General features: G+C 69.9%; 25 protein-coding genes and 1 tRNA gene. 11 read left to right on the forward strand and 15 right to left on the reverse strand.

The genetic code is table 11. From position 1 onward, the window contains the following. The first annotated feature begins 17 nt into the window (after nt 1–17). On the forward strand, nt 18–1049 hold the full coding sequence (locus AC1MBE_RS04990) for a nitronate monooxygenase (RefSeq protein WP_479781231.1): 1032 nt from the start codon (nt 18–20) through the stop codon (nt 1047–1049). Nucleotides 1050–1092: 43 nt separating this feature from the next. Here the strand turns inward: AC1MBE_RS04990 and AC1MBE_RS04995 are convergent, their stop codons facing one another. Further along, the gene (locus tag AC1MBE_RS04995) at nt 1093–2076 is read right to left on the reverse strand and encodes a LysR family transcriptional regulator (protein ID WP_479781233.1); all 984 of its coding nucleotides are present in this window, start codon (nt 2074–2076) and stop codon (nt 1093–1095) included. Between the two features lie 89 nt (nt 2077–2165). Between AC1MBE_RS04995 and AC1MBE_RS05000 the strand changes: the two genes are divergently transcribed. After that, the gene (locus tag AC1MBE_RS05000; protein WP_479781235.1) at nt 2166–3506 is read left to right on the forward strand and encodes an MFS transporter; all 1341 of its coding nucleotides are present in this window, start codon (nt 2166–2168) and stop codon (nt 3504–3506) included. On the opposite strand, the gene AC1MBE_RS05005 is transcribed toward AC1MBE_RS05000, so the two are convergent. Beyond that, a complete protein-coding gene (locus AC1MBE_RS05005) occupies nt 3503–4666 on the reverse strand; it encodes a trans-sulfuration enzyme family protein (RefSeq protein ID WP_479781237.1) in 1164 nt (387 codons plus the stop codon). The genes AC1MBE_RS05000 and AC1MBE_RS05005 overlap by 4 nt on opposite strands. Nucleotides 4667–4798: 132 nt before the next feature. On the opposite strand from AC1MBE_RS05005, the gene AC1MBE_RS05010 reads away from it, so the two are divergent. Beyond that, the gene (locus AC1MBE_RS05010) at nt 4799–5305 is read left to right on the forward strand and encodes an Lrp/AsnC family transcriptional regulator (RefSeq protein ID WP_479781239.1); all 507 of its coding nucleotides are present in this window, start codon (nt 4799–4801) and stop codon (nt 5303–5305) included. Between the two features lie 275 nt (nt 5306–5580). Here the strand turns inward: AC1MBE_RS05010 and AC1MBE_RS05015 are convergent, their stop codons facing one another. Then, complete coding sequence (locus AC1MBE_RS05015; RefSeq protein ID WP_479781241.1) at nt 5581–6822, reverse strand: MFS transporter; 1242 nt, start codon at nt 6820–6822, stop codon at nt 5581–5583. 157 nt (nt 6823–6979) lie between these two features. On the opposite strand from AC1MBE_RS05015, the gene AC1MBE_RS05020 reads away from it, so the two are divergent. The 4 genes from AC1MBE_RS05020 to AC1MBE_RS05035 are packed head-to-tail and all read left to right on the forward strand — an operon-like array spanning nt 6980 to nt 10796. Further along, on the forward strand, nt 6980–7546 hold the full coding sequence (locus AC1MBE_RS05020; RefSeq protein WP_479781242.1) for an Lrp/AsnC family transcriptional regulator: 567 nt from the start codon (nt 6980–6982) through the stop codon (nt 7544–7546). Beyond that, the gene (gene corA, locus AC1MBE_RS05025) at nt 7543–8538 is read left to right on the forward strand and encodes a magnesium/cobalt transporter CorA (protein ID WP_479781244.1); all 996 of its coding nucleotides are present in this window, start codon (nt 7543–7545) and stop codon (nt 8536–8538) included. The genes AC1MBE_RS05020 and corA overlap by 4 nt, the downstream gene beginning before the upstream one ends. Before the next feature lie 26 nt (nt 8539–8564). Next, a complete protein-coding gene (gene zapE / locus AC1MBE_RS05030; protein ID WP_479781246.1) occupies nt 8565–9104 on the forward strand; it encodes an AFG1/ZapE family ATPase in 540 nt (179 codons plus the stop codon). A 27-nt stretch (nt 9105–9131) separates the two neighbouring features. Beyond that, a complete protein-coding gene (locus AC1MBE_RS05035) occupies nt 9132–10796 on the forward strand; it encodes an ABC1 kinase family protein (RefSeq protein ID WP_479781248.1) in 1665 nt (554 codons plus the stop codon). A 53-nt stretch (nt 10797–10849) separates the two neighbouring features. Here AC1MBE_RS05035 and AC1MBE_RS05040 read toward each other — a convergent pair whose 3' ends face one another. The 3 genes from AC1MBE_RS05040 to AC1MBE_RS05050 form a co-directional block, all read right to left on the reverse strand. Further along, complete coding sequence (locus AC1MBE_RS05040; protein WP_479781250.1) at nt 10850–11179, reverse strand: hypothetical protein; 330 nt, start codon at nt 11177–11179, stop codon at nt 10850–10852. Nucleotides 11180–11220: 41 nt separating this feature from the next. After that, nucleotides 11221–12813: an ABC-F family ATP-binding cassette domain-containing protein gene (locus AC1MBE_RS05045; RefSeq protein ID WP_479781251.1), complete on the reverse strand. Its 1593-nt coding sequence runs from the start codon at nt 12811–12813 to the stop codon at nt 11221–11223. Nucleotides 12814–13087: 274 nt separating this feature from the next. After that, nucleotides 13088–13711 (reverse strand): hypothetical protein, encoded by a 624-nt coding sequence (locus AC1MBE_RS05050; RefSeq protein ID WP_479781253.1) that lies wholly within the window; start codon nt 13709–13711, stop codon nt 13088–13090. A gap of 197 nt (nt 13712–13908) precedes the next feature. Here AC1MBE_RS05050 and AC1MBE_RS05055 point away from each other — a divergent pair, with 197 nt between their 5' ends. Further along, nucleotides 13909–14559 carry a hypothetical protein gene (locus AC1MBE_RS05055; RefSeq protein ID WP_479781255.1) on the forward strand — a complete coding sequence of 217 codons (651 nt, stop codon included), beginning with the start codon at nt 13909–13911 and terminating at the stop codon, nt 14557–14559. A gap of 44 nt (nt 14560–14603) precedes the next feature. Here AC1MBE_RS05055 and AC1MBE_RS05060 read toward each other — a convergent pair whose 3' ends face one another. The 7 genes from AC1MBE_RS05060 to galU all read right to left on the reverse strand — a co-directional run bounded on the left by AC1MBE_RS05060 (nt 14604) and on the right by galU (nt 20534). After that, entirely contained in the window at nt 14604–16283 is a 1680-nt protein-coding gene (locus AC1MBE_RS05060; protein ID WP_479781257.1) for a cellulase family glycosylhydrolase, read from the reverse strand. A gap of 163 nt (nt 16284–16446) precedes the next feature. After that, nucleotides 16447–16788 carry a YciI family protein gene (locus tag AC1MBE_RS05065; RefSeq protein ID WP_479781259.1) on the reverse strand — a complete coding sequence of 114 codons (342 nt, stop codon included), beginning with the start codon at nt 16786–16788 and terminating at the stop codon, nt 16447–16449. Between the two features lie 130 nt (nt 16789–16918). After that, nucleotides 16919–16991, reverse strand: a tRNA-Ala gene (locus tag AC1MBE_RS05070). A 46-nt stretch (nt 16992–17037) separates the two neighbouring features. Beyond that, entirely contained in the window at nt 17038–17838 is an 801-nt protein-coding gene (locus tag AC1MBE_RS05075; protein ID WP_479781261.1) for an SDR family oxidoreductase, read from the reverse strand. A 79-nt stretch (nt 17839–17917) separates the two neighbouring features. Continuing rightward, nucleotides 17918–18883: a hypothetical protein gene (locus tag AC1MBE_RS05080; protein WP_479781263.1), complete on the reverse strand. Its 966-nt coding sequence runs from the start codon at nt 18881–18883 to the stop codon at nt 17918–17920. Between the two features lie 99 nt (nt 18884–18982). After that, nucleotides 18983–19624, reverse strand: a complete 642-nt coding sequence (locus AC1MBE_RS05085; protein ID WP_479781265.1) for a GNAT family N-acetyltransferase — start codon at nt 19622–19624, stop codon at nt 18983–18985. 4 nt (nt 19625–19628) lie between these two features. Next, the gene (galU, locus tag AC1MBE_RS05090; RefSeq protein WP_479781266.1) at nt 19629–20534 is read right to left on the reverse strand and encodes a UTP--glucose-1-phosphate uridylyltransferase GalU; all 906 of its coding nucleotides are present in this window, start codon (nt 20532–20534) and stop codon (nt 19629–19631) included. Between the two features lie 104 nt (nt 20535–20638). On the opposite strand from galU, the gene AC1MBE_RS05095 reads away from it, so the two are divergent. The 3 genes from AC1MBE_RS05095 (at nt 20639) to AC1MBE_RS05105 (ending at nt 22468) form a co-directional block, all read left to right on the forward strand. Further along, nucleotides 20639–21277, forward strand: a complete 639-nt coding sequence (locus tag AC1MBE_RS05095) for a 5-formyltetrahydrofolate cyclo-ligase (protein WP_479781268.1) — start codon at nt 20639–20641, stop codon at nt 21275–21277. A 135-nt stretch (nt 21278–21412) separates the two neighbouring features. Further along, nucleotides 21413–21670, forward strand: coding sequence for an FmdB family zinc ribbon protein (locus AC1MBE_RS05100; RefSeq protein WP_479781270.1), 258 nt, complete (start codon nt 21413–21415; stop codon nt 21668–21670). 105 nt (nt 21671–21775) lie between these two features. Continuing rightward, complete coding sequence (locus AC1MBE_RS05105; RefSeq protein WP_479781272.1) at nt 21776–22468, forward strand: RcpC/CpaB family pilus assembly protein; 693 nt, start codon at nt 21776–21778, stop codon at nt 22466–22468. A gap of 34 nt (nt 22469–22502) precedes the next feature. Here AC1MBE_RS05105 and AC1MBE_RS05110 read toward each other — a convergent pair whose 3' ends face one another. Then, a complete protein-coding gene (locus AC1MBE_RS05110; protein ID WP_479781274.1) occupies nt 22503–22760 on the reverse strand; it encodes a hypothetical protein in 258 nt (85 codons plus the stop codon). Nucleotides 22761–22817: 57 nt separating this feature from the next. Further along, the gene (locus AC1MBE_RS05115) at nt 22818–26633 is read right to left on the reverse strand and encodes an AAA family ATPase (protein ID WP_479781275.1); all 3816 of its coding nucleotides are present in this window, start codon (nt 26631–26633) and stop codon (nt 22818–22820) included. Nucleotides 26634–26737 lie beyond the last annotated feature (104 nt).

A 26737-nucleotide genomic window follows, 5' to 3' on the forward strand; every position in this document is an offset into this window, starting at 1 on the left:
ACCGACAGGAGCGAGCAATGCCACACAGCATCTTCGGTACCCGGGTCATCGCCGCGCCGATGGCCGGCGGGACCTCCACTCCGGCCTTCGTCACGGCCGTGCATGAGGCCGGCGGGTTGGGTTTCCTGGCCGCCGGCTACAAGAGCGTTGCTGCGATGCAGGCGGACATCCGCGCCGCCAGGGACGCCGGCGCGCGGTTCGGCATGAATCTGTTCGTGCCCGACCCGGCCCAGCTGGCGCCGTCCGCGGCTGCCCTGGCCGCGCTGGAGGAGTACCGGCTGCGGCTGCGCCCCGATGCCCTGCGCTACGGCGTGGAGGTCCCGCCCCTGCGGCTCGACGACGACGACGAGTGGGAGGCCAAGCTCGAGGCCCTGCTGGCGGATCCGGTGGAGCTGGTCAGTTTCACCTTCGGGCTCCCCGGCGCGGGGGTGGTCCGCGCCCTGCAGCGGGCGGGATCGGCGGTGCTGGCCACCGTCACCACCGCTGCCGAGGCAGCGCTTGCGGCGGACCAGGGCGTGGACGCCCTGGTGGTGCAGCACGGGTGCGCCGGGGGCCACAGCGCGGCGTTCCTGCCGGACGCTCCCGCGGGGCCGGCGGTGCCGGGCTCGACGGCGGAGCTGATCGCGGCGGTGCGTCCCGCCGTCGAGCTCCCGCTCGTGGCCGCCGGCGGGATCATGGACGGTGCCGGGCTGGGGCGGGTGCTGGCCGCGGGAGCCCAGGCCGCCCAGCTGGGCACGGCACTTCTGCGCACCGACCAGAGCGGCGCCCGGCAACTGCACAAGGATGCCCTGGCCAGCCCGCACTTCACGCAGACCGCGCCGACCAGGGCCTTCACCGGCCGGACCGCCCGGGCGCTGGTCAACGAGTTTGTCCGGGACCACCCGGACGCGCCGGAGGCCTACCCGGCCGTGCACCACCTCACCGCCCCGCTCCGCGCGGCCGCGGCCGCCGCCGGGGATGCGGAGCGGTTGAACCTCTGGGCCGGGACCGGCTGGCAGCAGGCGCGGGCCGGGTCCGTGGCGCAGGTCCTGGCGGGGCTGCTGGACTGACCGGGGACCAGGGCCCGCCCGGGCGCCGGGCGGCGCAGCAGGGTCAGTTGCCGGAGCGTCCGCGGACGAAGCCGGCCAGGAGCGCCGGGCCTTCGCTGAGCACCAGCTCGCGGAACAGCCGCACCGGGTCCGGCTCGGCGTCCGCTCCCCCGCGCCGTTCCCGCCAGGCCAGGCCGATCTCGCGGAACGCCAGGCCGGAATCCAGCGCGAGCTCCACCCAGCCAAGGTCACTGGGCTGCGCCGGGGTGTGGCGTCCGGGGGCCAGGCCGCCGGGCGGCAGGATGCTGACCCCGAGCCCGGCCGAGACGAGGCCCCGGGCGGTATGGGAGTCCTGGCTTTCGAAGGCGATGCGGGGCCGGAACCCGGCTTCCCGGAACAGTGCGTCCGTCAGCGAGCGCATGCCGTAGCCGGGGCCCATCGCCACGAACGGGTCCTGCCGGATCTCCGCGAGGCGGGCGCGGTGGCGCTTGGCGAGCGGGTGCCGGTGGTGGACCACCAGGCGTAGCGGTTCCCGGTACAGGGCGGCCGAGGAGATCAGCCGGCTAGGCGCCGCGATCGGGGCGGTGAGTGCCAGGTCCGCCTCCCCGGCGGCCAGTTCGGCCAGGCAGCCGTCCCGCGCGCCCTGGCTCAGATCGAAGGCCGGGTGCGGATGCCGGCTCCGGAAAGCACTGATCAGCAGCGGCAGCATGGCTTCACCGAAGGTGTGCTGGAAGGACACCGCGATCCGCCCGCGCACCACCTCGGATTCGTGCCGCACCAGGTCCAGGCCGCTTTGAAACTCGCCGAGCGCGGCCTCGATGTGCGGCAGCAGCGCCTTGGCCGCCGCCGTGAGGCGCACGCCGCGGCCGTCTCGGATCAGCAGTTCCGTGCCGATGATGCTGCTGGCCCGTGCGATTCCGCGGCTGACCGTCGACTGGGGCAGCCCCAGCACCTCGGCGGCCGCGGTGATGTGCTGGGTGCGGCCGAGTTCGGCCAACAGGGGCAGCAACGGCAGCAACTGGACCAGCTGTTTGTGCTCCACGTCCATGGCCCACCCCTAAATCGTTCCGGATTTGCTATGAATGCTATAAGAATCATGCATTGGAAGCATGGCTTTTGGAAGCCTATTCTGGGGGCATGCCGCAGCTACCGCCCCACGAACTCCCTGCCACCCCCGCTGCGGCCGCGACTTCCGGGAACGCTGCCCCGGATCCGGCCGCAGCGGCACAGGCCGGGACTTCCGCACCGGCCGGCCATGCCAAGGGCTCGGCGGCCTACCGCCGGATCCTCGCCGGCCTGGCCTTTGCCGGCGTCGCCACCTTCGCCCAGCTGTACTCAACCCAGGCCGTGCTGCCGCTCATCGCGACTGACCTGCGGGTGACGGCCGCAGAGGCGGCCCTGACCATCTCCCTGGCCACGGTGGGCCTGGCCGTGACGGTGCTTCCGTGGTCCTTCTTGGCCGACCGGATCGGCCGGGTGCGCGCCATGACCTGGGGCATCTCCGCGGCCACCGTGCTCGGCCTGCTGGCCCCGCTGGCACCCAGCCTCCCGGTCCTGCTGGGCCTGCGGATGGTGGAGGGCATGGCCCTGGGCGGCATCCCGGCCATCGCAATCGCCTACCTGAATGAGGAAGTCAACAAGGCCCACGCCGCACTGGCGGCCGGTACCTACGTCGCCGGCACCACGCTGGGCGGCCTGGCCGGCCGGCTGGTCGCCGGCCCGGTCGGCGAGCTGTGGGGGTGGCGGACCGCGGCGCTGGCGGTGTCCGTGATGGCGACGGCCGCTGCCGTCCTGTTCCTGGTCCTGGTGCCGCCGGCACGGAATTTCACCGCCGCGGCCGCCAGCGGCTTCCGCGGCGCCCTCGCGACCCTCGCCGGCCACAGTCGGAACCCGCGGCTGCTGGCCATCTACGTCCAGGCTTTCCTGCTGATGGGCGGCTTCGTAGCGGTCTACAACTACCTTGGCTTCCGGCTCTCCGGCGAGCCCTTCGGCCTGCCGGCCACGCTGATCAGCCTGATTTTCCTGGCCTATCTCTCCGGTACGGTCTCCGCCCGCTGGGCCGCCGGGCTGACGCTGCGATTCGGCCGGCGCAACGTGCTGGTGGCGGGCACGGCCCTGATGGTCGCCGGGCTCGCCCTGACCCTGACGCAGCTCCTGGCCCTGATCCTGGCCGGCCTGCTGCTCTTTACCGGCGGCTTCTTCGCGGCCCACAGCATTGGCTCCGGCTGGACCGGCGTGATCGCGAGTACCGGACGTGCGCAGGCCGCCTCGCTCTACAACCTGGCCTACTATCTGGGCTCCAGTGTCATCGGCTGGGCCGGCGGGCTGCTCTTCCAGTCGCTGGGCTGGACAGCCCTCGCCCTCGCCGTGATGGGGCTGGCCTGCACGACGGCGGTGATCACCGCCGTCGTGCATCCCGGAGGCGCAGGGGACGCCGCCGCCCACAACACCGCCCCGCTGCGGGCAGGGGCGCGCTAGCGGGTGGCCTCAAGGGCCTGCACCAGGTCCGCCGCAATGTCCGCCGGGTCCTCCAGGCCCACGGAGACCCGGAGCAGGCCGGCGTGCGGCTTGGCCTCCGCGGCCACCGGCCGGTGCGTCAGCCCGGCCGGGTGCTGGATGAGCGTATCGATGCCGCCGAGTGAGACGGCGTGCGTGATCATGGTGACGGCCGCCGGAACGCGCTCGGCGTGCCCGGCGCTGGCCAGCTCGAACGCCAGCAGCGAGCCGGGACCCGCCATCTGGGTTCCGACCAGGCCCAGCGGATCGCACTCCGGCAGGCCCGGGTAGTAGACCCGCCGGATCAGCTCGTGTTCCCCAAGGACGGCCGCGACCTTCTCCGCGCTGGCCTGCTGCGCCCGGACCCGCACCGGCAGCGTGGCCAGCCCGCGGTGCAGCAGGTAGGCCGGCCAGGGCGTGAGGATGCCCCCGGTGATGGCCCGGATCTGGCGCAGCCGGACGGCCCAGTCGGGGCCTGCCGCCACAACGCCGCCCATGGCGTCGCCGTGGCCGCCGAAGAACTTGGTAGCGCTGTGCAGCACCAGGGCCGCGCCGTGCCGGTAGGGCTGCTGCAGGACCGGGGTGGCGAAGGTGTTGTCCACCAGCAACGGCACGCCGTCCGCCGCGGCCGCCGCGGCGCCGATGTCGACGAGTTCCAGGCTGGGGTTGGCCGGCGTCTCCAGGATGACCAGCCCGGTGTCGGCGCGCAGGGCGGCACTGATGCCGTCCGGCGTGGTGAAGGTGACCTCGGTGCCCAGCACCCCGGACGCCAGCAGGTGGTCGCTGCCGCCGTAAAGCGGGCGGACCGCCACCACATGCTTCTTCCCGGCGGCGACGACGGCGAGCAGCACCGCACTCAGGGCAGCCATCCCGGTGGCGAAGGCCACCGATTCTTCGGTGCCTTCGAGCACGGCAACGCCCTCCTCAAAGCGGGCGACGGTGGGGTTCCAGAGCCGCTGGTAGACCGTGCTTTGCCCGTCCAGGTGTGGGCCGCCGGTGGCCATCTGCTCGTAGGCGAGGCCGCCGTCGTAGACCGAGGGCAGCGGTGCCGTGGTGGAGAGGTCGATCGGAACGGCGTGGACGCCGAGTTCCGTGAGGCCGTTCCGGCCGGCGTGGACCGCCAGCGAGTCTTGAGAAAGCACCGTACTCCTTATGAATATTCACCATTGAATGCGGTAAGTATCTGGCAATAATTCGGAGTTTTATAGGGCAGCTGAATGGAACTGTCAGATACTGGCGTTTATGATGAATGCACAACACTTCAAGGAGGATCCGTGAGCAGCAGCACGAAGAATGTTCGGCCGGGAGCGGGTGCCGGCGAACCCCTGGACGCCATAGACGAGCGCCTGCTCGCGGCGCTGGTGGCGGACGCCCGGATCTCTAATAAACAGCTGGCCGAGCTGGTGGGGATCGCCCCCTCCACGGCCCTGATGCGCACCAGGGCGCTGTCCGAGCGCGGGATCATCCAGGGTTTCGAGGCCAAGCTCAGCCTCGCCGCGGTGGGCCGCTCCGTGCAGGCGCTGATCGCCGTCCGGCTGCGGGCCCACGACCGCGAACAGATCGACCGCTTCACGGCCCGCGTCCCCAAGCTGCCCGCCGTGCTGTCCACGTTCCACACCTCGGGGTCGGTGGATTACCTGCTGCATATCGCCGTCGCCACCACCGAGGACCTGCGCGACTGGGTGCTGGACAACCTGGCGACCGATCCTGTGGTGGGCCACACCGAGACCACCCTCGTGTTCGACCACATCCAGGGCAATCACGGGCCGCTGCCGGACTAGCGGTTTCGTGCGGGCATGACGTTGGTTGCACCTGGTGATGGGAGTGGTTCCGATGCCGGTCCGGTGGGACATGCCCATTCTTCGTGCCGGCGGGTGGGCATACCGGCACTATGTCCATTGCTCGCGCCCTGCACCGGACATGTCCCCAGCCGACCGACGAACATGCCCATTCCTCGTGCCGGTCCGGTGGGACATGCCCATTCTTCGCCCCGGCGGTTGGGCTTCGCTCAGTACAGCTAGCCGCGGACGGCGCCGGGCGCCCTCAGGCAGCGGGCTCAGACCCGGTGCCGGAGGGCATTGCGCAGGGTGGCGGCCGCCAGGCCGAGGGCGAACACGGCGCAGAGCGCGACGAACCACGCCACGGCCGCCTGCAGGCCCACAACGCCGGCCGCCAGCCCCAGGCCGATCACCGGGAAGGCGCTGCCCAGGTACGTGATGACGTAGACGGTGCTGATGATCTGGGCGTGGCGCGCCGCTTCAACCTTGCCGGCCACATCATTGAAGACGGTCCGGAAGGAGACGCCCTGGCCCAGGCCGGCGGTGATGCTGGCAGCGATCAGCAGCCACGGGCTGCTCCACGCTGCGGCCGCCGCGATCAGCAGAACGGAGACGGACAGCAGGGCCAGCCCCGCCGGCACCACAAAGCGGCCGCGCACGGCCAGCAGCTGGCTCAGCGCCGAGGCTGCCAGGGTCAGCCCGGCCAGCACGCCGATCAGCGGCCGCGAGTCGGCGTGGACGATCTGGGCGAAGTAGCCGGGGGCCAGGGAGAGGCAGAAGCCAAAGACGGCAAAGCTCAGGAATCCCACGGCCGAGGCCAGCCAGAATGCACCGCGCGCCTCGCTCGACACGGACGGGCGGCGCGGCGCAAGGACCTTGAGCGGCTGCGGACCCGCGACCGAGGTAATGGCGGGCCGGGCCTTGAGCAGGTAGAGCGGCACCAACAGGGCCAGCAGGACGACGGAGTGCAGGTAGTAGGGCGTGGAGGTGGGGCCGGGAAGCACGGAAAGTACCCCGCCGATCGCCGGGCCGGCCGCCACCCCGCCGGCCGATGCCAGCAGGGTAAACCGCGAGGCCCATTCGGGCCGGCTGGGCAGCAGCTCGCGCAGGGCCGCCGAACTCGCGCCGGTGGCCAGCGCCACCGCCGCTCCCTGCAGCGCCCGGCCGGCCGACAGCGCCAGCAGGTTGTCGGCATTGGCGAACACAAAGCCGCCGGCGAGGCCCACCAGCACGGCCAGGACGAGGGCGGCCCGCCGCCCGATGTGGTCCGACCAGTGCCCGGCAAGGACCAGGGTGGCTACCAGTGCCAGGACGTAGGCGGAGAAGGCCACCGTGACGTCCAGGGCCGTGATGCCCAGTTTGGCCTGCAGCAGCGGATAGAGCGGGGTGGCCAGGTTGGCGCCGACCAGCAGCGTGAAAATCACGACGCCGGCCATCACCAGGCGTGCGGTGACGGACGCGTCCCAGCCCCAGCGTTCTGCCGTGGCCGGGCGCATCCGAAGTTCGCTGAAGACGGTCATAGCGGTGCCCCTGCTGCGTTGTTGCGGGCCGGCTGCGTTCCCTGTGGGGAGGCGCCGGCCCGGTGGAGATTGGTAACTACAGGATGCGTCATGTGTGCGCTTTCGGACTAAGTTCCGTGCCAGAATTGATCAAAACCATCAATGGCGGCCCGCAAGCATGAACCGGAGTGATGATTTGAACAGTCTGGACCCCACCGACCTGAAGATTTTGCTCGAACTCATCAAGGATCCGCGGATCCAAATCGGCGAACTCAGTGACGTTTTGGGGATCGCCCGGAATACGGCGCAGTCCCGGGTGCGCCGGATGTTGCGCTCCGGGCTGCTGCACGACGGCGGCCGCGAAATCGACCTGGAGTCGGTGGGGTACGACGTCGTCGCGTTCGTCACGATCGAGGTGAACCACCGGGAACTCGATGGCGTAGTGGGCGCCCTGCGCCTGATCCCCCAGGTCCTCGAGGTGCACGAGATCTCCGGCCGCGGCGATGTCTGGTGCCGGGTGGTGGCGACCGACACGCACAACCTCCAGGCGGCGCTGCGGTCCATCCTGAGGATCAAGGGCGTGATCCGGACCGAAACAGTCCTCGCCCTGCACACCCACATCCCCTACCGCACCGAACCGCTCATCAGCCGGCTGGCGCAGGGCAGCGCGCTTGCCCCCGGCCGGTCCGGGACGCGCCGGCCGGGTCCGCCGGCCCCGGCTAAAGACGGGATAATGGCCCCGTGACTATCATCGACAACGCCGTCTACGTTGACGGCGTCCGCCGCGCCGAGCCGCGCAGCCTGGAACAGACCTTCGAGACCATGACCAAGCACGGCGGCATGGCCTGGATCGGCCTGTACCGGCCGACGGAGCAGGAAATGGCCGCCGTCGCAACGGAGTTCGGCCTGCACGGCCTGGCAGTGGAGGATGCGATCTCCGCACACCAGCGCCCCAAGCTGGAACGCTACGACGACAACCTCTTTACCGTGCTCCGGCCGGCGCGGTACCTGGACGAGACGGAGACCGTGGAGTTCGGCGAACTGCACGTCTTCACGGGCCGGAACTTCGTGGTGACGGTCCGGCACGCGGAGACGGCCGTCGTCGGCCAGGTCCGGCGCCGGCTGGAGGGCCGCCCGGACCTGCTCTGCCACGGTCCCGAGGCTGTCCTCTACGCGCTGATGGACCAGGTGGTGGACGACTACGTCCCCGTGGTGGCCGGGCTGGAAAATGACATCGACGAGATCGAGGACCAGCTCTTCAGCGGCGACCCGATGGTTTCCCGGCGCATCTATGAACTCGCCCGCGAGGTCATCCATTTCCAGCGCGCCATCCACCCGCTGCCGGCCATGATGCAGCAGCTCCGGCGGGGTTTCGAGAAGTACGAGGTGGACACGGAACTCCAGCACAGCCTTCGCGACGTCGAGGACCATGTGGAGCGGCTAATCTCCCGGGCCGATTCCTTCCGCGACCTGTTGCAGAACGCGCTCACCCTGGACGGCACCCTTACCGCCAACCGCCAGAACGAGGCCAGCGCCGAGCAGAACGAACAGGTGAAGAAGATCTCGTCCTGGGCGGCCATCTTCTTCGCACCGTCGTTTGTAGCCGGCGTATACGGCATGAACTTCGAGCGGATGCCGGAACTGCACTGGACCTTCGGCTACCCGATGGCAATCGGCATGATGGCCGGCACCGCTGCGATTATGTACTGCATTTTCAAGCGGAAGGGCTGGCTCTAGCCGGCATGCCGGCCGGGCCGACGGGCATGGGCGCTGAACCGGACAAGGCCGCGTTCCGGCGGGGCCGCATCATCACACCCGGCACCGCACGCCAGCTCGGCGTCTTTGCCCTCTTCCCGCCGCCGCCCGCGCAGCAGCGGATCCTGACCACGCCCGCCGGGCCGCTGGCGGCCAGGAGCGCGAAGCCGGAACTGCTGTGGACCAGCTTTGCGCAATTGTGCGGCGGCGCGCAGGTCCCGGGCTACCGCGCCCTCGCAGCCCGGTACAGCACCTGGGTGGTCGACGGCGTTCCCTCCCCCGCTGCCGGTGGTGGTGCTTCCGCTGCTTCCGGGGTTGTGCACGCCGCGGCGGAGGCAGCCTGGCAGCGGTTCTGCGAGGTGGTGGACGTGCTCTACGACGCCGACGTCACGCTCTTCCTCGTCGGCCCCGGCCCGCTGGACTGGCCGGCTGCGGCGGCGGTCCCCGGGCTGCCGGCGCGGCTGGCCCGGGCCGCGGACCGGCTCGCGCTGCTGGAGCGGGTCGAGTCCGACGAAGCGCTGGCCGCGGAACACTCGTCCGGGAGCTAGGCGCCGGGCCCCGTGTAGTCTGGCGGCATGAGCGCGCGGCGGGACCGGTTCCGGCACATCGTGGAGACCCTGGGCAGGCATGGGCTGGGCTTCGCAGCGGGCTATCTGGGCCTGGACCGACTGCACCTGCCCGGCCGGCCGGCAGCACAGCTCCGCGGGGCCTCCCGGGTGCCGCTGCCGGCACAGGTCCGGCTCGCCCTGGAGGACCTCGGGGCGGTCTACATCAAGTTCGGCCAGATCGTCTCCACCCGCCCGGATGTGCTTCCCGCGGAGTACGCCGCCGAGCTCGCCAAGCTCCAGGACGACTCCCCGCCGGTTGACGCCGAGCAAATCCGTGTCGTCATTGACGAAGAGCTCGGTCCGCGTGCGGGCCCGCTGCTGGCATCCCTGCAGGACGTTCCGCTGGCCACCGGCTCCATCGGCCAGGTTCACGAGGCGGCCCTGCCGGCAGCCGGCGGCGGGCTGGCCGACGTCGTCGTCAAAGTGCGGCGGCCCGGCGTCGTAGAGCAGGTGAACGAGGACCTGGAGGTCATGGCCGAGCTCGCCAAACGCGCCGAACAGGCCTCGGCCACCGTGGCCGGCTTCCATGTGGCCGCCCTGGTGGACGAGTTTTCCCAGACCATGCGGGCCGAACTGGACTACCTGCAGGAGGCCCGGAACGCCGAGCAGTTCGCGGCCAACTTCGCCGGCGACGGCCGGGTCCACATCCCCCGGGTCTTCTGGGACACCACGACGTCCCGGGTCCTGACGCTGGAGCGCGTCCGCGGCATCAAGATCAACGACGCCGCCGGGCTGCGTGCCGCGGGAATCGACTCCGGCGAGCTGGCCGTCCGGGCCTGCAACATCCTGCTCAAGATGGTTTTCGAGGACGGTTTCTTCCACGCCGACCCCCACCCGGGGAACTTCTTCGTGGAGCCCGACGGACGCCTGGGCATCATCGACTTCGGTATGGTGGGCCAGATCAGCGACACGGCACGCTGGAACCTCGTCCGGGTGCTGCTGGCCGTCGTCGAACAGGACGCCGGGCGGCTGACTACGGCCATGGTGGCGCTCTGCGGCGCAACGGAGGCCGCCGACTACAGCGGGCTGCAGGCGGCCCTGGGCCGCCTGGTGGAGCGCTACGCGGGCAGGCCGCTGGCGCAGGTCCCGATCGTCCCGGTGCTGGCAGAACTGGCCGGACTGTTGCGCGTGCACCGCTTGCGGTTGCCGCGGGAGACCGCGCTGATGGTGAAGATGCTGGTCATGGCGGACGGGCTCGGCAAGCAGCTGGACCCCGCCTTCGAGCTGACCGCCCAGCTGGCTCCGTTCACCCGGAAGATCATTCTCGGTTCGCTGTCCCCCGAGGCGCTGGCGGGGCGGCTGAAGAAGCTCGGCTGGGAGGCGCTGCGCTTCGGCACCGAGGCTCCCGAGATGGCGCGCCGTCTGCTCGATGTGCTGGAACGCGGCGGGCTGGACATCCACTTCCGCGCCGACGAACTGGACCGGCTGATGGACAGGGCCGAGCGGACCGGTAACCGGATAGTGGCGGGCCTGATCACGGCGGCCCTGATCGGCGCCGTCGGGGAGCTTGTCTCCGTCCAGCCGGACCGCTGGCGCAGCTGGCCCAGGGCGCTCTTCACCGCCGGGCTGGGCGGCGTCGGAGCGCTGGGCGGCTACCTGGCGGTCACGTCCCGGCACCGGCGGCCGGGCTGAACCGGCGCCTTTGGGTGGGGCGTATCTCCAGCTCGCTCAGCTAGCGCGCTCAGCTAACGCGCGGTGCGGCGGTTGCGGGCCAGGGTTACGAGCCGGATGAAGGCCAGGACGAAGGCGGTCTCGATCAGTGCCATCAGCCCGAGCCACAGCCATTGCCCGCGGCCAATGAAGTAAATGGCTCCGAGGCAGACCAGCACGCTGCCCAGGACCAGGGCGTACACGGCGAAGCCGAAGGCCACGCGCGCGCTGCGTACCCCGGTGCGGAAGCCGAAGCCGTTGGGCTCGCCTCCGGGCAGGCCGCCGACGCGGTCCTGCCCGGCCGGTTCGAGCCGGTCGAATTCTTCCCACGGGTCACGGTCCTGCTCCCGACGCTGATCGGCCATAGTCCCATTATCCCGCGGCTCAGCGGGCAGGCCGCACCGGCTTAGGCGGCCCGCTGGGCGACTTCGCCGGGCCCGGCTCCAGCTGCGCCGAAGATGAGCTGGCGGGTGGCGATTTTTTCGGTGAAGAACCGGTCGTGGCTGACCACGACGACGGCGCCCGGGAAGTGCTGCAGCGCCCGCTCCATCACCTGGGTGCTGGAGAGGTCCAGGTGGTTGGTGGGTTCGTCCAGCAACAGCACCGAAGCGCCGGAGAGCAGGCATTGCGCCATCGCCACCCGCGCCTTTTGGCCGCCCGAGAGGTTGCCGATCTTCTGCTTCAGGTCCGCCTCGGAGAACTGGAACATCGCCAGGAAACGGTTGACGGACTTCTTCGTGGCGCTAAAGGCGAGGCTGTCCGGCAGCGCGTTGACGGCGTGGGAGACGGTGTCGCCCTCGTCGAGGTCCTCGAGCATCCGGTTGTAGGACACGAAACCGGGCCCCTTGGCCCACGCCACAACGCCGGAATCGGTGTCCTCCTCGCCGGTGAGGACCTTCAGCAGGGTGGACTTCCCGCTGCCGTTGGCGCCGAGGACGGCAATCCGGTTGCCCTTTCGGATTTCGAAGCTCAGGTCCTCGAAGAGCAGTTTTTCGCCGTAGGACTTGGCCAGCCCCTCCACCCGGCACAGCACGTCCTTCACGTGCAGTCCGCCGTAGATTTCGCTGACGATCTGGTCCACCGGCCGGGGCGTGCGGGATTTCTTGATCTTGGCCAGCTGGTTGCCCAGCCCGCGGCCGACGGCCTTGGCGGCCTCGCGGCGGTCGGCGATCCCCTCGGCCTCAAAGGCGAGCAGTTCCGATTCGTGGACGAACTGCTGTTCGAGCGTCTTGAGCCGGAACTGTTTCTGGACCACATATTCGCCGAAGTTTCCGGGGTATTCGTGCAGGTGGAAGTTCTCCACCTCGATGATGCGGGTGACGACGGCGTCCAGGAACTTCCGGTCGTGCGAGACGATGACGGCAGCTCCCTTGAAGTCGCGGAACCAGCTTTCCAGCCATTCGACGCCGGCGATGTCCAGGAAGTTGGTGGGCTCGTCGAGCAGCAGGACGTCCGGTCCTTCGAGCAGGATTTTGGCCAGCGCGGCACGGTTGCGCCAGCCGCCGGACAGTGCATCGATCGGGCAATGGCGGTGCGCGTCGTCGAACCCCAGAGTGGTGAGCACCGTGTCGATGCGGCGCGGATAATCCCAGCCGTCGAGCCGTTCCATGTCCTCGAACAGTGCCGCCTGGCGGCCGATCAGCCGGTCCAGCTCGTCGGCCGCGGGGTCGTTGGCGATGCCCGCGTCGATGCCGGCAAGCTCGGCTTCAACGGCCTTGATCTCGCCGAACAGCCCGTCGAGGACCTCGGTGATGGTCGATTCGCCGTTGAGCTCGGAGAACTGGGAGAAGTACCCCACCTTGGTGCCGAGTTCCACGCTGACCGTACCGGTGTCCGGGGCCACCTGGTCCAGGATCAGCTTCAGGATGGTGGTCTTGCCGGATCCGTTCTTGCCGATCAGACCCACCCTGTCTCCGGGTTCAAGCCGGAAAAACGCCTCACGGAGGATTTGGGTGTTGTCGAAGCGGACGCTGACGTCATGCAGCCGGATCAGGCTCATTGCTGCTGTCCTCTCAAAGGGGGTTGGTCCGGGCCCCGGGTGCGGCCCAGAACAGAATGCCCCGGGCTTCGGCCGCCCGGAACGCATATCCGGGCCGGCGTACATGCTTGGGGTGGGGGTCCCAGACTATCCCGACCCGCCAAGGCAGCCGAACCCGGAAGCGGCCGGACGCCGGCGCCGCGGGCCGCCGGAACAGCGAAGACCCCGCGCCGCGCGGGGCGGTACGAGGTCTTCGGAGCGTTCGGGGTTTTCGGGCCCCTGAGGACCTTCGGGGTTACTTGTGGGACTTGCCCGACTTGGAGTGCGCGGCCTTCGGCGCCACTGCCGGTGCCGGGGCGCGGACGGCCGAGGTTGCTGCCCCGGCGCCGTAGGACGGGACGGCCGGGGTGGCTGCGGCCTGGCGGCGGTGCTGAGCTGCGTTGGCGAGGCCAGCTGCGCGGTGTGCAGCTGCATTCTCGTGCGCCCAGGCGCTGTTGCCGCGCTCCGAGGACTCGCCGTGTTCGCCGGACTCGTCGTCCGCGGCGTCGTCAGCCTCATCGTCATCGGTGGGTGCCGGGGCCGGTGCGGTCTCCGTCTCGGTCGGTTCCGGCGCCGGTGCGGTTTCCGTCTCGATCGGTTCCGGGGCCGGTGCGGTCTCCGTCTCGGTCGGTTCCGGGGCCGGTGCGGTCTCCGTCTCGGTCGGCTCCGGGGCCGGAGCAGTTTCGGTCGGTTCCGCTGTGGGGTCGGCGGTGGGGGTGTCGGTAGGGTCGGCGGAGACGGTGGCGGTCGGGTCCGAGCTGAGCTCCGTCACGGTGGAGGCCATGGCGGCGCCGGTGCCGCCGGTGACTACGACGGCGGCAACGACGGTGGCTTTGCCCACCGTGCCGAGGGCGCTGAGCCAGGTGAAGATTCCTGCCAAGGGGTGTTCCTTCCAGAGTGCGTTCATTGGGGGCGGCCGGCGGTCGCACACAGCCAGCCGCGCGCCACGTTACCGAACCGAAACTACGGTTGGGGGCGGGATGGGGATTCCTGCGGAATTCCTTGGGAAAAAACACGGCCGACCCGGGATCCGGTCCGCCCCCGGTAGGCTAATTGGAGGCAACAAGAGAGGAAATCATGACAACGGATTCCGCTGCAGAGCGCGGACAGGCAGCCGCGCCCGAACGGTATGAACCCGAAGACGACCTTCACGGCGAGCGGTACCTCTCCGACGCGGAGCTCCGCCGGCAACTAGAGGACACGCTGCGCAAGGAGACGGCGCTCGTTGAGAAGTGGGTCTCTTCACGGGATTGCTTCATCCTCTCGGACGCCGGAAAAGTCCATCTGCCGTCGTGCTCCGACACCCAGGCCCTGATGGACCGTGAAGCGGCATGGGCACCGTACCTCGATGACCTGGAACGGGTCCGGGACTGGAACGGCACCGACAGCGCTCCCCCCATGCCGGCGCTGCTGACGCGCGCCGACGTGGAAGACCTGGCCAGCTATACGGCCTGCCCGGTCTGCGCCCCCGCGCTGGACCACACCGAGAAGCGGGCTGCCACCCGCGGGTGGACCGCAGTGCAGGCCGGCGGCTTGAACTTCCGTCACTTCGGCACGATGTTCAGTCTCGCCGACGGAACCGAGCTCGGCGCCCTCACCAGGATTTCCAGGGTGGAGACCGCCGACGGCCTGGACTTCGCCGCGGAATTCGACGGAACCGTCGACCCCGTCGCGGACCCGCTCACCGAACTGGTGTACCGCACCGAGGCAGCCCCGGAGCCGTCCTAACCGGCACGGAACGGGGCCGCATGGCCTGCCCTATTTACCTGGCCTTATTTAACGGTCAACACCGGGTTCACCGGGGCTTTGAGGGAGTTGACCTGCAGCCCGACGGTGGCCTTCTGGCCTGCGGCGAGCTTGGTGGTCCAGTCCGAGCCGGTGCAGGTGATTGACGCCTTCGGCACCACTACGCACTTGATGCCCCACGAGTTGGCGATCGAGGTGACGTTTGGATCGTTCCACGAGACGGACCAGGCTGACACTGACCGCAGCGCGGTGATGTCGAGGTTGGCAACATACCCGCCGTTCCAGGAGCTGGAAAGCCGCCACACCGCCGTGATGGCCGCGCCGGACGTCGGGCTGGACGTCGGGCTGGACGTCGGTGAGGGGCTGGCCGTCGGTGACGCGGTCGGCGACGCCGTCGCAGTCGGCGTCGGGCTGGACGTCGGTGAGGGGCTGGCCGTCGGGGTCGACGTCGGGGTGGCGGTCGGCACGGGAACGCCGCCCGCCGGGGCGGCGTTCAGGATCGGTGCCAGCGCGTCGAGTTTGGCCCGCTCCGGGGTCCGCCAGTCGGACTGGACAAGGCCGCCGGTGATGCCCGAATTCGGGTTGAAGGCCCAGTAGCCGAAGGACATGCGGTTTGTCTTCAGGTAGTCGACGATCGACTTCATCCACGCCTTGTCCGACTCGGTGGCCAGGGCCGTGCCGAATTCGCCGAGCAGGACCGGAGCGATCCCCTGCTTCTGCAGGTAGCCCCAGTTCCGGTCCCAGACGGAGGGCAGGTTCGCCGGGTAGGCGGGATCACTGAACCACTTCTGTGCGAAGAGAGACGCCGGGTAGTCGTGCGGGGAATACACCACCCGGTGCGGGGTGGTCAGGACGACCGGTTTCGCGCCGACGTCGGCGAGGCCGCCGCCCCACCAGGTGCCGCCGGCGGTGGCCTGGTTCTCGATCCCCTCGATGATGATCAGCAGGTTCGGGTTGGAGGCCAGGACGGCGTTGCCCCCGCGGGTGGACGCCGCCTGCCAGTCGGTTGCGGCCTTGCCTCCCCAGGTGGCCGCGCCGGCCGGTTCGTTGTGCAGGTCGGCGCCGATGACAGTCGGGTCCGCCTTGTACCGGTTGGCGAGCATCTTCCAGTCGGAGATCCACTTCGACTCCGGGACGGCCGAGGTGTACCAGAGCGGTGACTGGTCGGCCGAGGAGGGCCGGTGCCGGTCCAAGATGATCTGGAGGCCGTTGGCTTTGGCGCGGGCGATGACCGTGTCCATGACGTCCAGCGGCCTTTTGCCCTGGAGGTTGTAGGCCCGGTTCGCCCAGTAGTTCACGCTGCCCTTGATGGTCGTCGCGGCCAGGCACTCGTTCGAGTACGGCAGCCGGACGGTGTTGAAGCCCATCGACTTGATGTTGGCGAGGGCCTCGTCGATGGTCAGCGTCCCCCACAGGCCGTGCGGGACGCAGTCCGGGGTTTCCAGCCCGAACCAGGACGTGGCCTTGATGATGTACGGATTGTTGTTCGAATCGCGGATCGTGCCGCCGTCGGTATGCAGCCAGCCGGTCGCGGCCGGGGTGGCGACCACGACCCGCTCGGGGGCGTACGCCGGACCGGCCCCGGAGGGCGCCGCCCAGCCGGCTACGGCCAGCACACCGGCCAGCGCGGCGCCGGCCAGGGCTGCCAGGTGGGCGCCGCGGCGCTGGCGCGCCGATGCTGCCGCGGTGGGGCGGTCAATCGTCAAGTTTCCTCCAGGTCCCGGGGCAGCGACGCCCGCACCAGCTCAGTGCGTTGATGCTACACAGGACCCCACCGTACAGAGCGCGGCGGCCGGAAGCGCGGCGACGCTCTGAAAAGTTCACCGAGAAGTCGGGTCCGCCGTTCCGTTGGGAACCCGCAGCCGGGAACTAGCTGGCGGGATCGTACTGGAAGGCGCGCACTTCCTGCGCGCAGCGGCAGGAGACCGCGATTTTCGCGGCCCATTCCAGGGCCGCTTCGTAGGAGGGCAGCTCCAGCACGGAGTAGCCGCCTTCGAGTTGCGCCGTCTGCGGGTAGGTGCCCTCGTGGACGGTACCGTCGCCGTCGACCATCACGGGCGGGATACTCTCATCGATGCCGCCGCCGAACACCCACACACCGGCGTCCTTGGCCTCCTGGACGACCGCGTGGGCCGCATCCGAAACGGCCTGCAGCTCTTCCTCAGGGAACACCATGGCGGCACTGGGAAATGAGATCAGATACTTCGTCATGGCCACAGCTCCTTCTTCGCAGCACGGGGATCGAACCCATCCTGACCCGATGCGATGGCGGCGCGCAAGATCCTGCTCCCGCGGATACCGGGTACCCTGCCCTCAAGGATTCAAAAACCCCTGCAAATTGTGGAGCTAAGGAGATTCGAACTCCTGACCTCTTCGATGCGAACGAAGCGCTCTACCAACTGAGCTATAGCCCCGCAGCAACGCCGCTCCCGGAGGAACGGCGTTGTCAACGTTCCTAGGCTACAAACTATCCGCCCGCATTGCCAGCCAGCCCTCGAATGTCTGCGTGCCGTGTCGCTCTCCCGGTGCCAGGTTGAGTCCGGCGCGCAGATATTTGCCCAACCCGCCGGGCAGCGGCAGCTCCACGACGCGGCCGCGCGACCCCGACGCCCGCTGCCAGATGATGGCCAGCTCGCGCATCCCCACTACCTCGGGTCCCCCGATCGTCCGGACGCGGTGCGGCCCGCCGGACGGGGCGTCCAGCGCGGCCTCAACCAGCGCGGATGCGACCTCGGCGGGAGCAATCGGCTGGAACCGGGCCCCCTTGACCACGGGAACCAGCCGGAGCCTGGAACCCGCGGCAAACAGGCTTGCGAGCAGGGAGTGGAACTGCGTCGCCCGAAGCACCACGGTCTCCAGACCCGAGAGCTGATAGGCCCGTTCCTTGGCTGCCTTCGACTTGTAGTAACCGAAGCTGCTGCGGTCGCAGTTGACGATCGAGAGCATCACGGCCTTCGGGACCCCGGCGTCCCGGGCGGCGGCCAGCAGCCGGGCTCCGCCGTCGGCGAAGCTCCGCAGTGCTTTGCCGGAGCGCCCCTCAAGGCAGTCGATGACGACGTCGGCTCCGGCCAGCGCCGCGGCCAGCCCCTCCCCGGTGGTGACGTCCGCGCGGAAGTACGTGGCGCCGTCGACGTGCGAGGCGGTCCCCGGGGTGGGCGGGTTGCGGCTGAGCACGGTCACCCGGTGCCCTCCGCTGACCGCCTGGCGCACGACGTCGCGGCCTACCTGTCCGGTGCCGCCGGCAACGCAGATTCTCGTCATGCACGTCAGAGTACCGCGCGCGGGCAAGAAAAAGCCCCGGGCGGCCGCTTCAAGGGCCGCCCGGGGCGGAGAACGTGGGTCAGGCGCGGCGGCGCTGCAGGACGTCGTCGAGGTTGCTCAACGCGCTTTGGCCCTTGCCGAGCGGCTTCGATTCGGCGGCGGCCGCTTCCGGCTGGCGGACAGCAGCCTGCTTGAGCGACGGCTTGCCGACGGCTTTCGGGGCTTCCGGCAGGTCCAGCGGTTCGGGGGCGGCGCGCTCCGCCTTCGGCGCCTCCACGTAGGTGGGCTTGGGTACTTCCACGGGCTCCCAGCTGGAGCCCTCGGCGGAGGCCGGATCGCCCACGCGGCGCACGGAGGCATCACCGGAGGCCGCTGCCTCGGCCAGGGCGGCCTGCCGCAGCTCCTCAGCCGTGAGGGGCTTGCGGGCAGGCTGGGGCTTGGCGGCACCGGCTTCGGCGTCGAAGAGCGGGATCTCCCTCTCGGGCCCGGCCGCGTTGCGGGCGGCGCCGGCCTGAACCGGGGAGTGTTCCGCAGCTGACGCGGCAGCCGGGGCACCCATGGCCGCGCGGAAGGCCGCGTCCAGCTTGCGCCGGCGATCCCGCACCGCAAGCCTGCGGAGCAGCACGACGGCGGCAATGGCGCCCAGCAGGGCTGCGGCGGGCAGCCATCCGGACCCAAGGCCAAAGAGCCGCAGTGCCGCGGAGACAATTCCGGTTAGCAGCAGGAGCAGGCCAACCAGGGCGAGGGCCAGCCGTCCGTAGCGGATCCGGAAAGCCGGAGCCGCGGGCGTCCGGCCGCCGTCGAGGGAACCCGGGGCTGACTCGGGGCGCTGCGTACTCGTCATCGGTCTCTCCTGCGGGGCCGCCATCATCATGACGTTGCCGGCTTGGGGGTCTGCTTTTTCTACCTGCACGGCATCCTTCAGGAACTCCCCCGCCGGCTGCAGCTGGTGGTGGCCGTTCCGGAGCATGTAGGGAGCCACCCATACGATCCAGAGCGCAACAACAATGACAAGGATCACTGAGCTGCTAAGAGGGAAGTCCACAATCAAAACCGTATGAGCAAGACGGCAGAGCGGGCGGCATTGGCGGCGGTGTGTCGCGAGGCAACTGCCAAATCACTGGAGATATGACGAAACGGCTGGTCAGACCGGGGTTTCCGGCGGCCGGCCGGGGCGGGTTTCCAGCCACCTCGCCAGCAGGCCTTCGGGCACTTCCTCGGCGGTCAGGGCGAAGGTGCGGTGGTCCGCCCATTGCCCGTTGATGTGCAGGAAACGCGGCCGGTAGCCCTCGTCGCGGAAACCCAGTTTTTCCACCACGCGCAGGCTCGGGCGGTTCTCCGGCCGGATGTTGATTTCCATCCGGTGCAACCCCAGGGTGCGGAAGCAGTGGTCCGTCGCCATCGCGACCGCGGTCGGAGCGATGCCCTGGCCTGCGCGGTCCTGGTCGACCCAGTAGCCGAGGGTGGCCATCATGGCCGAGCCCCAGACGATTGATGAGACCGTCAATTGCCCGACGATCACCGGTTCCCTGAAGCCCGGAGTCCAGGCCGTAATCACGAAGGGCAACGCCGCGGCCTGCGCGGCTTGAGCCTTGAGGGACCGCACCATTTGGCGGTAGTCGGGCAGACCCCCGCCGGGAAGCGGGTTGGACGCTTCCCAGGGGGCCAGCCATTTCTCGTTGCGGGCCCGGAGCTCGCTCCATTCCCTGCGGTCCCGGTACCGGATCGGGCGCAGCACGAGGTCGCCGCACTCCAGGTTCACCGGCCAGGTGAAGCCGCCCGCCACGGGACTATTTCGTCAGGCCGGAAGTGAAACCGGGCAGCCATTCGCGCAGGCCGGGGCCGAGGTCTTCGCTGTCGCAGGCGAGCTGGACGCAGGCCTTGAGGTAGCTGAGCTTGTCGCCGGTGTCGTAGCGGCGGCCGCGGAAGATCACGCCGTACACGCCGTAACCTTCGCCCTCGCCGGCGGAAAGTTCCTGCAGCGCATCGGTGAGCTGGATTTCCCCGCCGCGGCCGGGCTCGGTCCGCTCGAGGACTTCGAACACCGCAGGGTGAAGGACGTACCGGCCGATGATGGCCAGGTTGGAGGGGGCCTCATCGACGTCGGGCTTCTCCACGAGCTGCTTGATCCGGACGTATTCCTCGCCCTCGACGGCTTCGACGTCGGCGCAGCCGTAAGCGCTGATCTGCGAGGGCTCGACCTCGATCAGGGCCACAACCGACCCGCCGGTCTTCGCCTGGACCTCGATCATGGTGCTGAGCAGCTCGTCGCGCGCGTCGATGAGGTCATCGCCCAGCAGGACGGCGAACGGTTCGTAACCGACGTGCTGCTTGGCGCGCAGCACGGCGTGGCCCAGGCCCATCGGGTCGCCCTGGCGGACGTAGTGGATGTCGCCGAGGTTGCTGGCGGCCTGGATGGACTCCAGCTTGGCGGTGTCTCCCTTGGCCTCCAGCATCGCTTCCAGCGTGGGCACGCGGTCGAAGTGGTCCTCGAGGGCGCGCTTGTTGCGTCCGGTGATCATCAGGACATCGTTGAGGCCCACGTTCACGGCTTCCTCAACCACGTACTGGATGGCCGGCTTGTCGACGACCGGCAGCATCTCCTTCGGCATCGCCTTGGTGGCGGGAAGGAAGCGGGTGCCGAGGCCCGCAGCGGGGATGACGGCCTTACGGACGGAGGCGTTGGGTGTAATCACTGGACTAATCTAACTGAGGGGGCAAAACATCAGGTAATTGTCCTCCGCATGGCAGCCGCGGCAGCCCGCCCTCCGGCGCCGCCCGGCCGAAAGGACGCCACTGCATGAGCAGCAAGGAAGAGATCCGCTCCCGCCACCGCTTACGGCGGGCCGCCCTGTCGCCGGCGGAACTGGCCGACGCCGGTGCCGCCATTGCCCGCCATGGGCTGGCCTGGGCCTCCGGGCTGGCCGACGCCGGGCAGCGGACTTTCGCCGCCTACCTCGGCGTCGGCTCCGAACCGCCCACCCTCCCCCTGCTGGGAGCCCTGCACGACGCCGGCCAACGGGTATTGCTGCCGGTCTGCGAACCGGACCTGGTACTGAGCTGGGTGTACTGGACGCCCGAATCGGAATTTGTCCGCAGCCGCTACGCCCCCATCCAGGAACCCGCCGGCGAACGGTTCGGCACAACTGAGGTGCGCGGAGCCGCCGGCATCTTCCTGCCCGCCACTGCCCTGGACCGTTCGGGCAACAGGATCGGCCAGGGCGGCGGCTACTACGACAAATTCCTGGCAGCCCTTGCCGCACTGCCTCCGGGCGGCGCCGGAACCAGGGAGCGCCCGGTGCCGACCGCGGCCGTGGTGTACGACGCCGAGGTGCTGCCCGCCGGCAGCATTCCCGCGGAGTCGTTCGACCGAAGGGTCGACTTTGCACTGGCGCCCGGCGGCCTGATCGGGCTTTCTGGGCTTTCGGGCCTTTCTTAGCCGCACCTTCGCGGGTGATAGAATTGGCACTCAGGCCCTGCGACTGCTAACGCCGGATGTTCGCCCACCGTCTCGGTGGCGACAATCCAGCCGGCAGCACGGGACCTGCTCGTTTGTCCTAAAGGAGGAATCCCAGTGCCCACGTATGCATACGCCTGCAAGGACTGCAGCCACGCCTTCGAGACCGTGCAGTCCTTTACGGACAGCTCCCTGACGACCTGCCCGGAGTGCCAGGGGACCCTGCGCAAGAAGTTCAACAGCGTCGGCGTCGTGTTCAAGGGTTCCGGTTTCTACCGGACCGACTCGCGTGACTCCAAGGGCAGCGCTGTCGCGCCGGCCACCCCCGCCGCAGCACCGGCGACCTCCACAACGGCCCCCGCCGCCGCCAGCTAGCAACCGGCGGGTACATCCCGCCCGGCTCGCGGCAGCGCAGTTAGTTCTCCACATAGCGCCGCCGACGGCTGCCGGCGACCCACCGGCCGGCCGTAGCGTGGCGGCATGGCACACCGCCGACGCCTTCTCCGCCCGCCGCTTTCCGGCCGCCCGCCACGGCGCCGGCTTCGGGCCTGGTGGGGCCGGCACCGCCGGCTGGCCGTTGCCCTGCTGCTTTGCCTCGCCGCCGGCATGACCGTGCAGCAATTGACGCCGGTACCCGACGCCACCGTCGCGGCATGGGCCGCAGCCAAGGACCTTCCGGCCGGCCGGGTGCTGGCTGCCGCCGACCTCGCCGCCGTTCAGGTCCCGCCGGGAGTGCTTCCAAGCGGTTCCTTGGGACTACCCGCCCTCGAGGGCAAACAACTCGCCGGGGCCTTGCGCAGGGGCCAGCTCCTCACCGACTCCCAGCTCGTCGGGCCGGGGTTGCTGGCCGGCAGCCCGCCGGGCGCGGCAGCCGTGCCACTTCGAATGGCGGACCCGGCATCGATCCAACTGGTCTCCCCCGGTCAGTTGGTCAATGTCGTGCTGACCAGCGGTGACGGCTCCGGGCAGGCCCCGGCGTCCCGGCTGCTTGCCTCCGCGGTCCCGGTCCTGTGGACCTCTGTGCAGGGAGAAAAAGCCGGCCAGTGGCTCGGCGCCGGCGAGATGGACGGGCTGATGGTGGTGGCGGCGGACCCGGAGCAGGCCCAACGGCTTGCCGGGGCCTCCACGCAGGGCAAGCTGTTCTTCGTCCTGGTGGGGGCGCGGCCAGGCTGAACGGGGGGCGCCGGCCTCTGTGCCGACGCGCGGCTCAGCCCCAGTGCGGCGGCCGCTGTTCCTTGAGCCAGGCATCGTGGTCATAGGTGCCGGGCTGGTCGCCCCAGCGCCGCGGATCATCCTCGGCGGCCTTGTTGGGCAGCAGCCCGCCGGGGACCGCGGGGCTGCCGGCTTTCTTGTCTTTGGCGCTCCGGTGCCGCGCTCCCTGCAGCGCCGCGTCCTGAGGCTGCACGCCGTTTCCGTCGCCGCCCTGCTCCGGGGTGTCATTCCCGTTCTCGTTGCCTGCGTTCATGCCGCCGGCCTCCTTGCTGCGATTAGCTCTTCCCTGCTGCCGGGCACCGTCCGCCGGTTACCGGCGGTCCGCCGCGGCAGGGGCGTAGGCGTCCTGCGCGTCGCCGGCGCTGAGGTTCTCGATGTCGTCGGAGAAGCCGGGCGAAGTGCTGGCGCGGCTCGGCGCCGCGGGTTTCTCCACACCGAGGTAGCCGCCGATCCGATCCGCGCAGGCGGAGGGATCGGTGAAGACCTCTATGGTCCATAGTGGCATGTACCGCCAACCCAGGCGCTCCAGCAGCTGAGGCCGGAGGCGGCTGCGCTCACGCACCGTCATCCGGCGGTACCGCTCGGTGCCGTCGGACTCGATCGCGACCGGGCGGGGGATCTCGGCGTCGTCCTGGCCGATCGTGTGCATCGGGTCCGCGGCGGCCACCATGTCCAGGACGCCGTCGTACTGATGCCAGACCCGCGCACCACGGGCACGGAGCCGGTCACCGAGGTCCGCCACCAGCGGGTCGGCGCCAAGGGCCTGCTCGCTCGCCGCCGCGCGGGAGGCCGGGCTGCCCAGGTCGGAGTTGCCCGCGATTTCCCGGTCCAGAAGCTCGTAAAAGTCCACCGCGCCGTAACTCAGCCGGGTGACGTCCAGGTCCTCGGGCCGGAAGCAGCTCAGGACATGCAGTGAGCGCCGTGCGCGCGTCATCGCGAGGGCGAACTTGGCACGGCCCCCGGCGGCGGACAGCGGCCCGAGGCTGTGCAGCGCGCGCCCGTGCGGGGTGCGGCCGTACCCGGGCGAGAAGATGACGTGGTCACGGACCAGGCCCTGGGCCCGCTCAAGGTCCACCACCCGGAAGGACTCGTCGCCGGCGGTGAAGAAGCTGCCCAGCAGGGGGTAGTTGGGCAGCTGCCGCCGGATGGCCTCGCCGATCCGGGCAGCGTGCCGCAGGCTGCCGGTGACAACGGCCAGGGACGTGCGGGGCCGCAGCCGCGCGTGTTCGAAGACCAGTTCCACCACACGGTTGACCTCGGCCACGACCGATTCGACGCCGTCGTGGTCGGCGCTCGGCAGGCCCGTCCCGTCCGGCAGGTACTCCACCGTCAGGGCACGGTCCAGCCCGGTGGCAGACTGCCCCTCCGGGAGCCTGCGGAGTCCGCCGTCGTAAAACCCCTTGCTCAGCTGCCGCACGAGGTCCTCGTCGACGGCGCGGTAAACGGTCCTCAGTTTCCGGACCGGCAGCACGGCGGCCAGGGCCTGGTAGGCGCTGTCCACGGGCTGGTACGGGTTCTCGCCGGCGGCGAGCCGCTCCACCCCTACGGTGAAGCTGCGCGGGCTGGCGATCTTGTCGTCGCCAAAGGCGATGACCTGCCGGGAGCGGGCGACGGCGGGCAGGACGGCCTGCAGCGAGGTCGCCTCGGCGTCCAGGATCACCACGGCGTCAAAGCGCTGTTCGGCGGGCAGCAGGCTGGTCATGAGGTACGGGCTGACGGACCATACCGGCACCAGCATGGGCACCAGCTCAGGCGACTGCGCGGTCAGCGCCGCAGGGGTCACCCGCCCGTCCTTGAGCAGGCTCCGCAGCAGGTCGGCCTGGCGGGGGTGCTCGCTGAGGGCAGCGCGCCAGCGTTCGGCCAGTTTCCAGCGCAACCGGGCAGCGCCGCTGGCGATGTGGGCGTTGTCCGCGAGCCGGTATTCCGCCTCGAGCTGGCGGAGGGCGTCGCCGTCGGACATGGCGAGGTAGTCGTCGCCGCTGATCATGGCTTCCAGGGCCGACTGCCACCAGGCCAGCTCAAGCTCCGAGGCCACCGACTCCGCCGGCACCTCGCGCTCGGCCAGGTCGTCGAGCAGTTCACCGAGGCCGTGCTCCCGCATGTTTTCCACCAGCAGCGTCCGCTCGGGCAGGGTCTCCAGCGTCGCAGTGTCCGCGACGAGGCGCTCCAGGCGGTCCACCAGCTCGTTGTAGGGGGTGTCGCGGACGGATCCGCCGGCGGCGGTGTGCTTGACGGCCGCGCCCAGCTCGGCCAGTTCGGCTTCCAGCTCGCGGTACAGGGCGGTGATCTCCGCCAGGCCGGAGGGAACGGCCGGGTGGCGCTGGGTGGTGGCGTACCCGGCCCAGGCGGCCCGTTGCTCCTGGACCAGGACCAGGGAACTGTGGAGGTCCGCGATGTGCACGCCGGGCCGGACGTACTCCTTGGCGACGCGGCGCAGCCGGGAACGCTGCATGGACGCCATCTCGATGTTCCGCTCGCGGCGCCACGAGGACGGGGCGGTGGCCGAAATCAGGTCATGGACGGGGCGGTCGAAAATGTCGGGGGTGAACTTGTCCAGGCTTTCCCGGACCGCGACCAGCAGGGCGATCTGGTCCCCCCACTCGGCAAACGTCGCGCCGAGGCGGATCTCAGCGTGTTCGGCGACGCCGTTCATCCGTTCGCGCAGCTGCGGGAGCTTCTCCGCCACGGAGCGCGCCACCTGCTGCGCTTCCTGGGTCTCCTTGCGGGTGAGCAGCCGGGCACCGTGCCACGGGCTCATGGTCGAGGCGCGGCTGAAGCTGCCCAGCTCGGCCGCCCGGCGGAGCCGTCCCGCCAGTTCCTCGCGGTCCCGGATGCTGTCCAGCACGCTGCGCTTGAGCCGGACCGTGGTGGCCGGTGCCGGGTGGATGGCGGTCAGCGCCGCGAGCGACTGCATCGCCTCGTATGGCGAGCAACCCCAGCGCGCCCGGACGTTGTGCAGGGACGCGACGTGGTCCATCAGGGCGTGCCGGTGCTCGGTCAGCGTGGAGTGCAGGTTCTTCAGCTGCGGTTCAAGCGACTTTTCGTTGCGCACAATCGCCCGGACCAGCTGGCCCTTGAGCTGCAGCGGCGTGGCGTTGCCAGCGAGCTGCACGAGTACCGAGTCGAGCCCCAGGGACTCCAGCTGGGCGGACACTTCGGCCAGGCTGGCCCGGCGGTCACCGACGACCAGGACGCTCTTGCCTTCGTCGACGAGGGCGCCGATGGTGTTGATCGCGGTCTGGGTCTGGCCGGTTCCGGGCGGGCTGCTGACCACCAGGGAGTCACCGGCTCGGACGGCGTCCACGACGTACTGCTGGTCCGTGTCGGCGTCGAGCAGCAGGAGTTCGTCGGCGGGGCTGCGCTCGTCCGTGCTCGGGAAACGCCCGTCCTCCAGCACGGGGACGTCCACCGGGGCGCCGGCGGCGGCGCGGCCCAGCGCGGCCACGAGCGGGTTGTTCTGGTTGATCCACGGGTCATCCAGGTTGCCGGAGAGGTCCGCGAACGTCGAGACGAGCAGGTTGTGTTCGATTTCGGCGCCGTGGATCGGCTGGATCAGGGTGCCGAGGCGGTCCAGGACGGGCTGCGGATCATACCGGGCGGTGCTGTAGGCCATCCGGGTCACCGCGTTGACGTCAAAGACGATCCCGTGGACGGTTTTCAGATGCCGGACCAGGGCGGGATTGATCCGGGCCTGCTCCGTAAGCTGCAGCTCGTAGTCGTCCTCACCCGGGCGGACGGTCAGGGAAATGGCGGTGAGCATCACGGGCGCGGACACGCGTTGCGGTTTGCCGCCGACGGCGGAGGTCCAGACGACGGTACCGGCCGAGAAGTAGCCGGCGTCGATGCCGCGGTCGTTGGCGAGTTCGAAGATCTTGGAGCGCAGGTTGCGGGAGGCCCGCGCGGCGACGACGTACTGCTGGCGGTCACGGATCAGCGTCGACAGGCGGGTCCGGCGGCCGGCCATCAGCTGGGCCAGGCCCGACGGGTGGGCATGGGTCAGGTCAATGGAGCCCTCGGGCGTTTTGGTAAAGCGCAGCATGGTGTCTGCTCCGGTGACGGGTTTAAGACCCGACAGCCATTTCCTGAACTCCTCGGAGCCCTCGGGGTGGCCTTGACCAACTGACACTGCTGCCTTCTTTTCTGTGCTCACGGTTTCTGACTGCGCGCGGGACGCCCTGGACCATACCGGCATGCTTTCGAGGTTAGCCCGAATCCGGAGCCAGTGCCGGG

Source organism: Arthrobacter sp. BG5, from assembly GCF_056680155.1.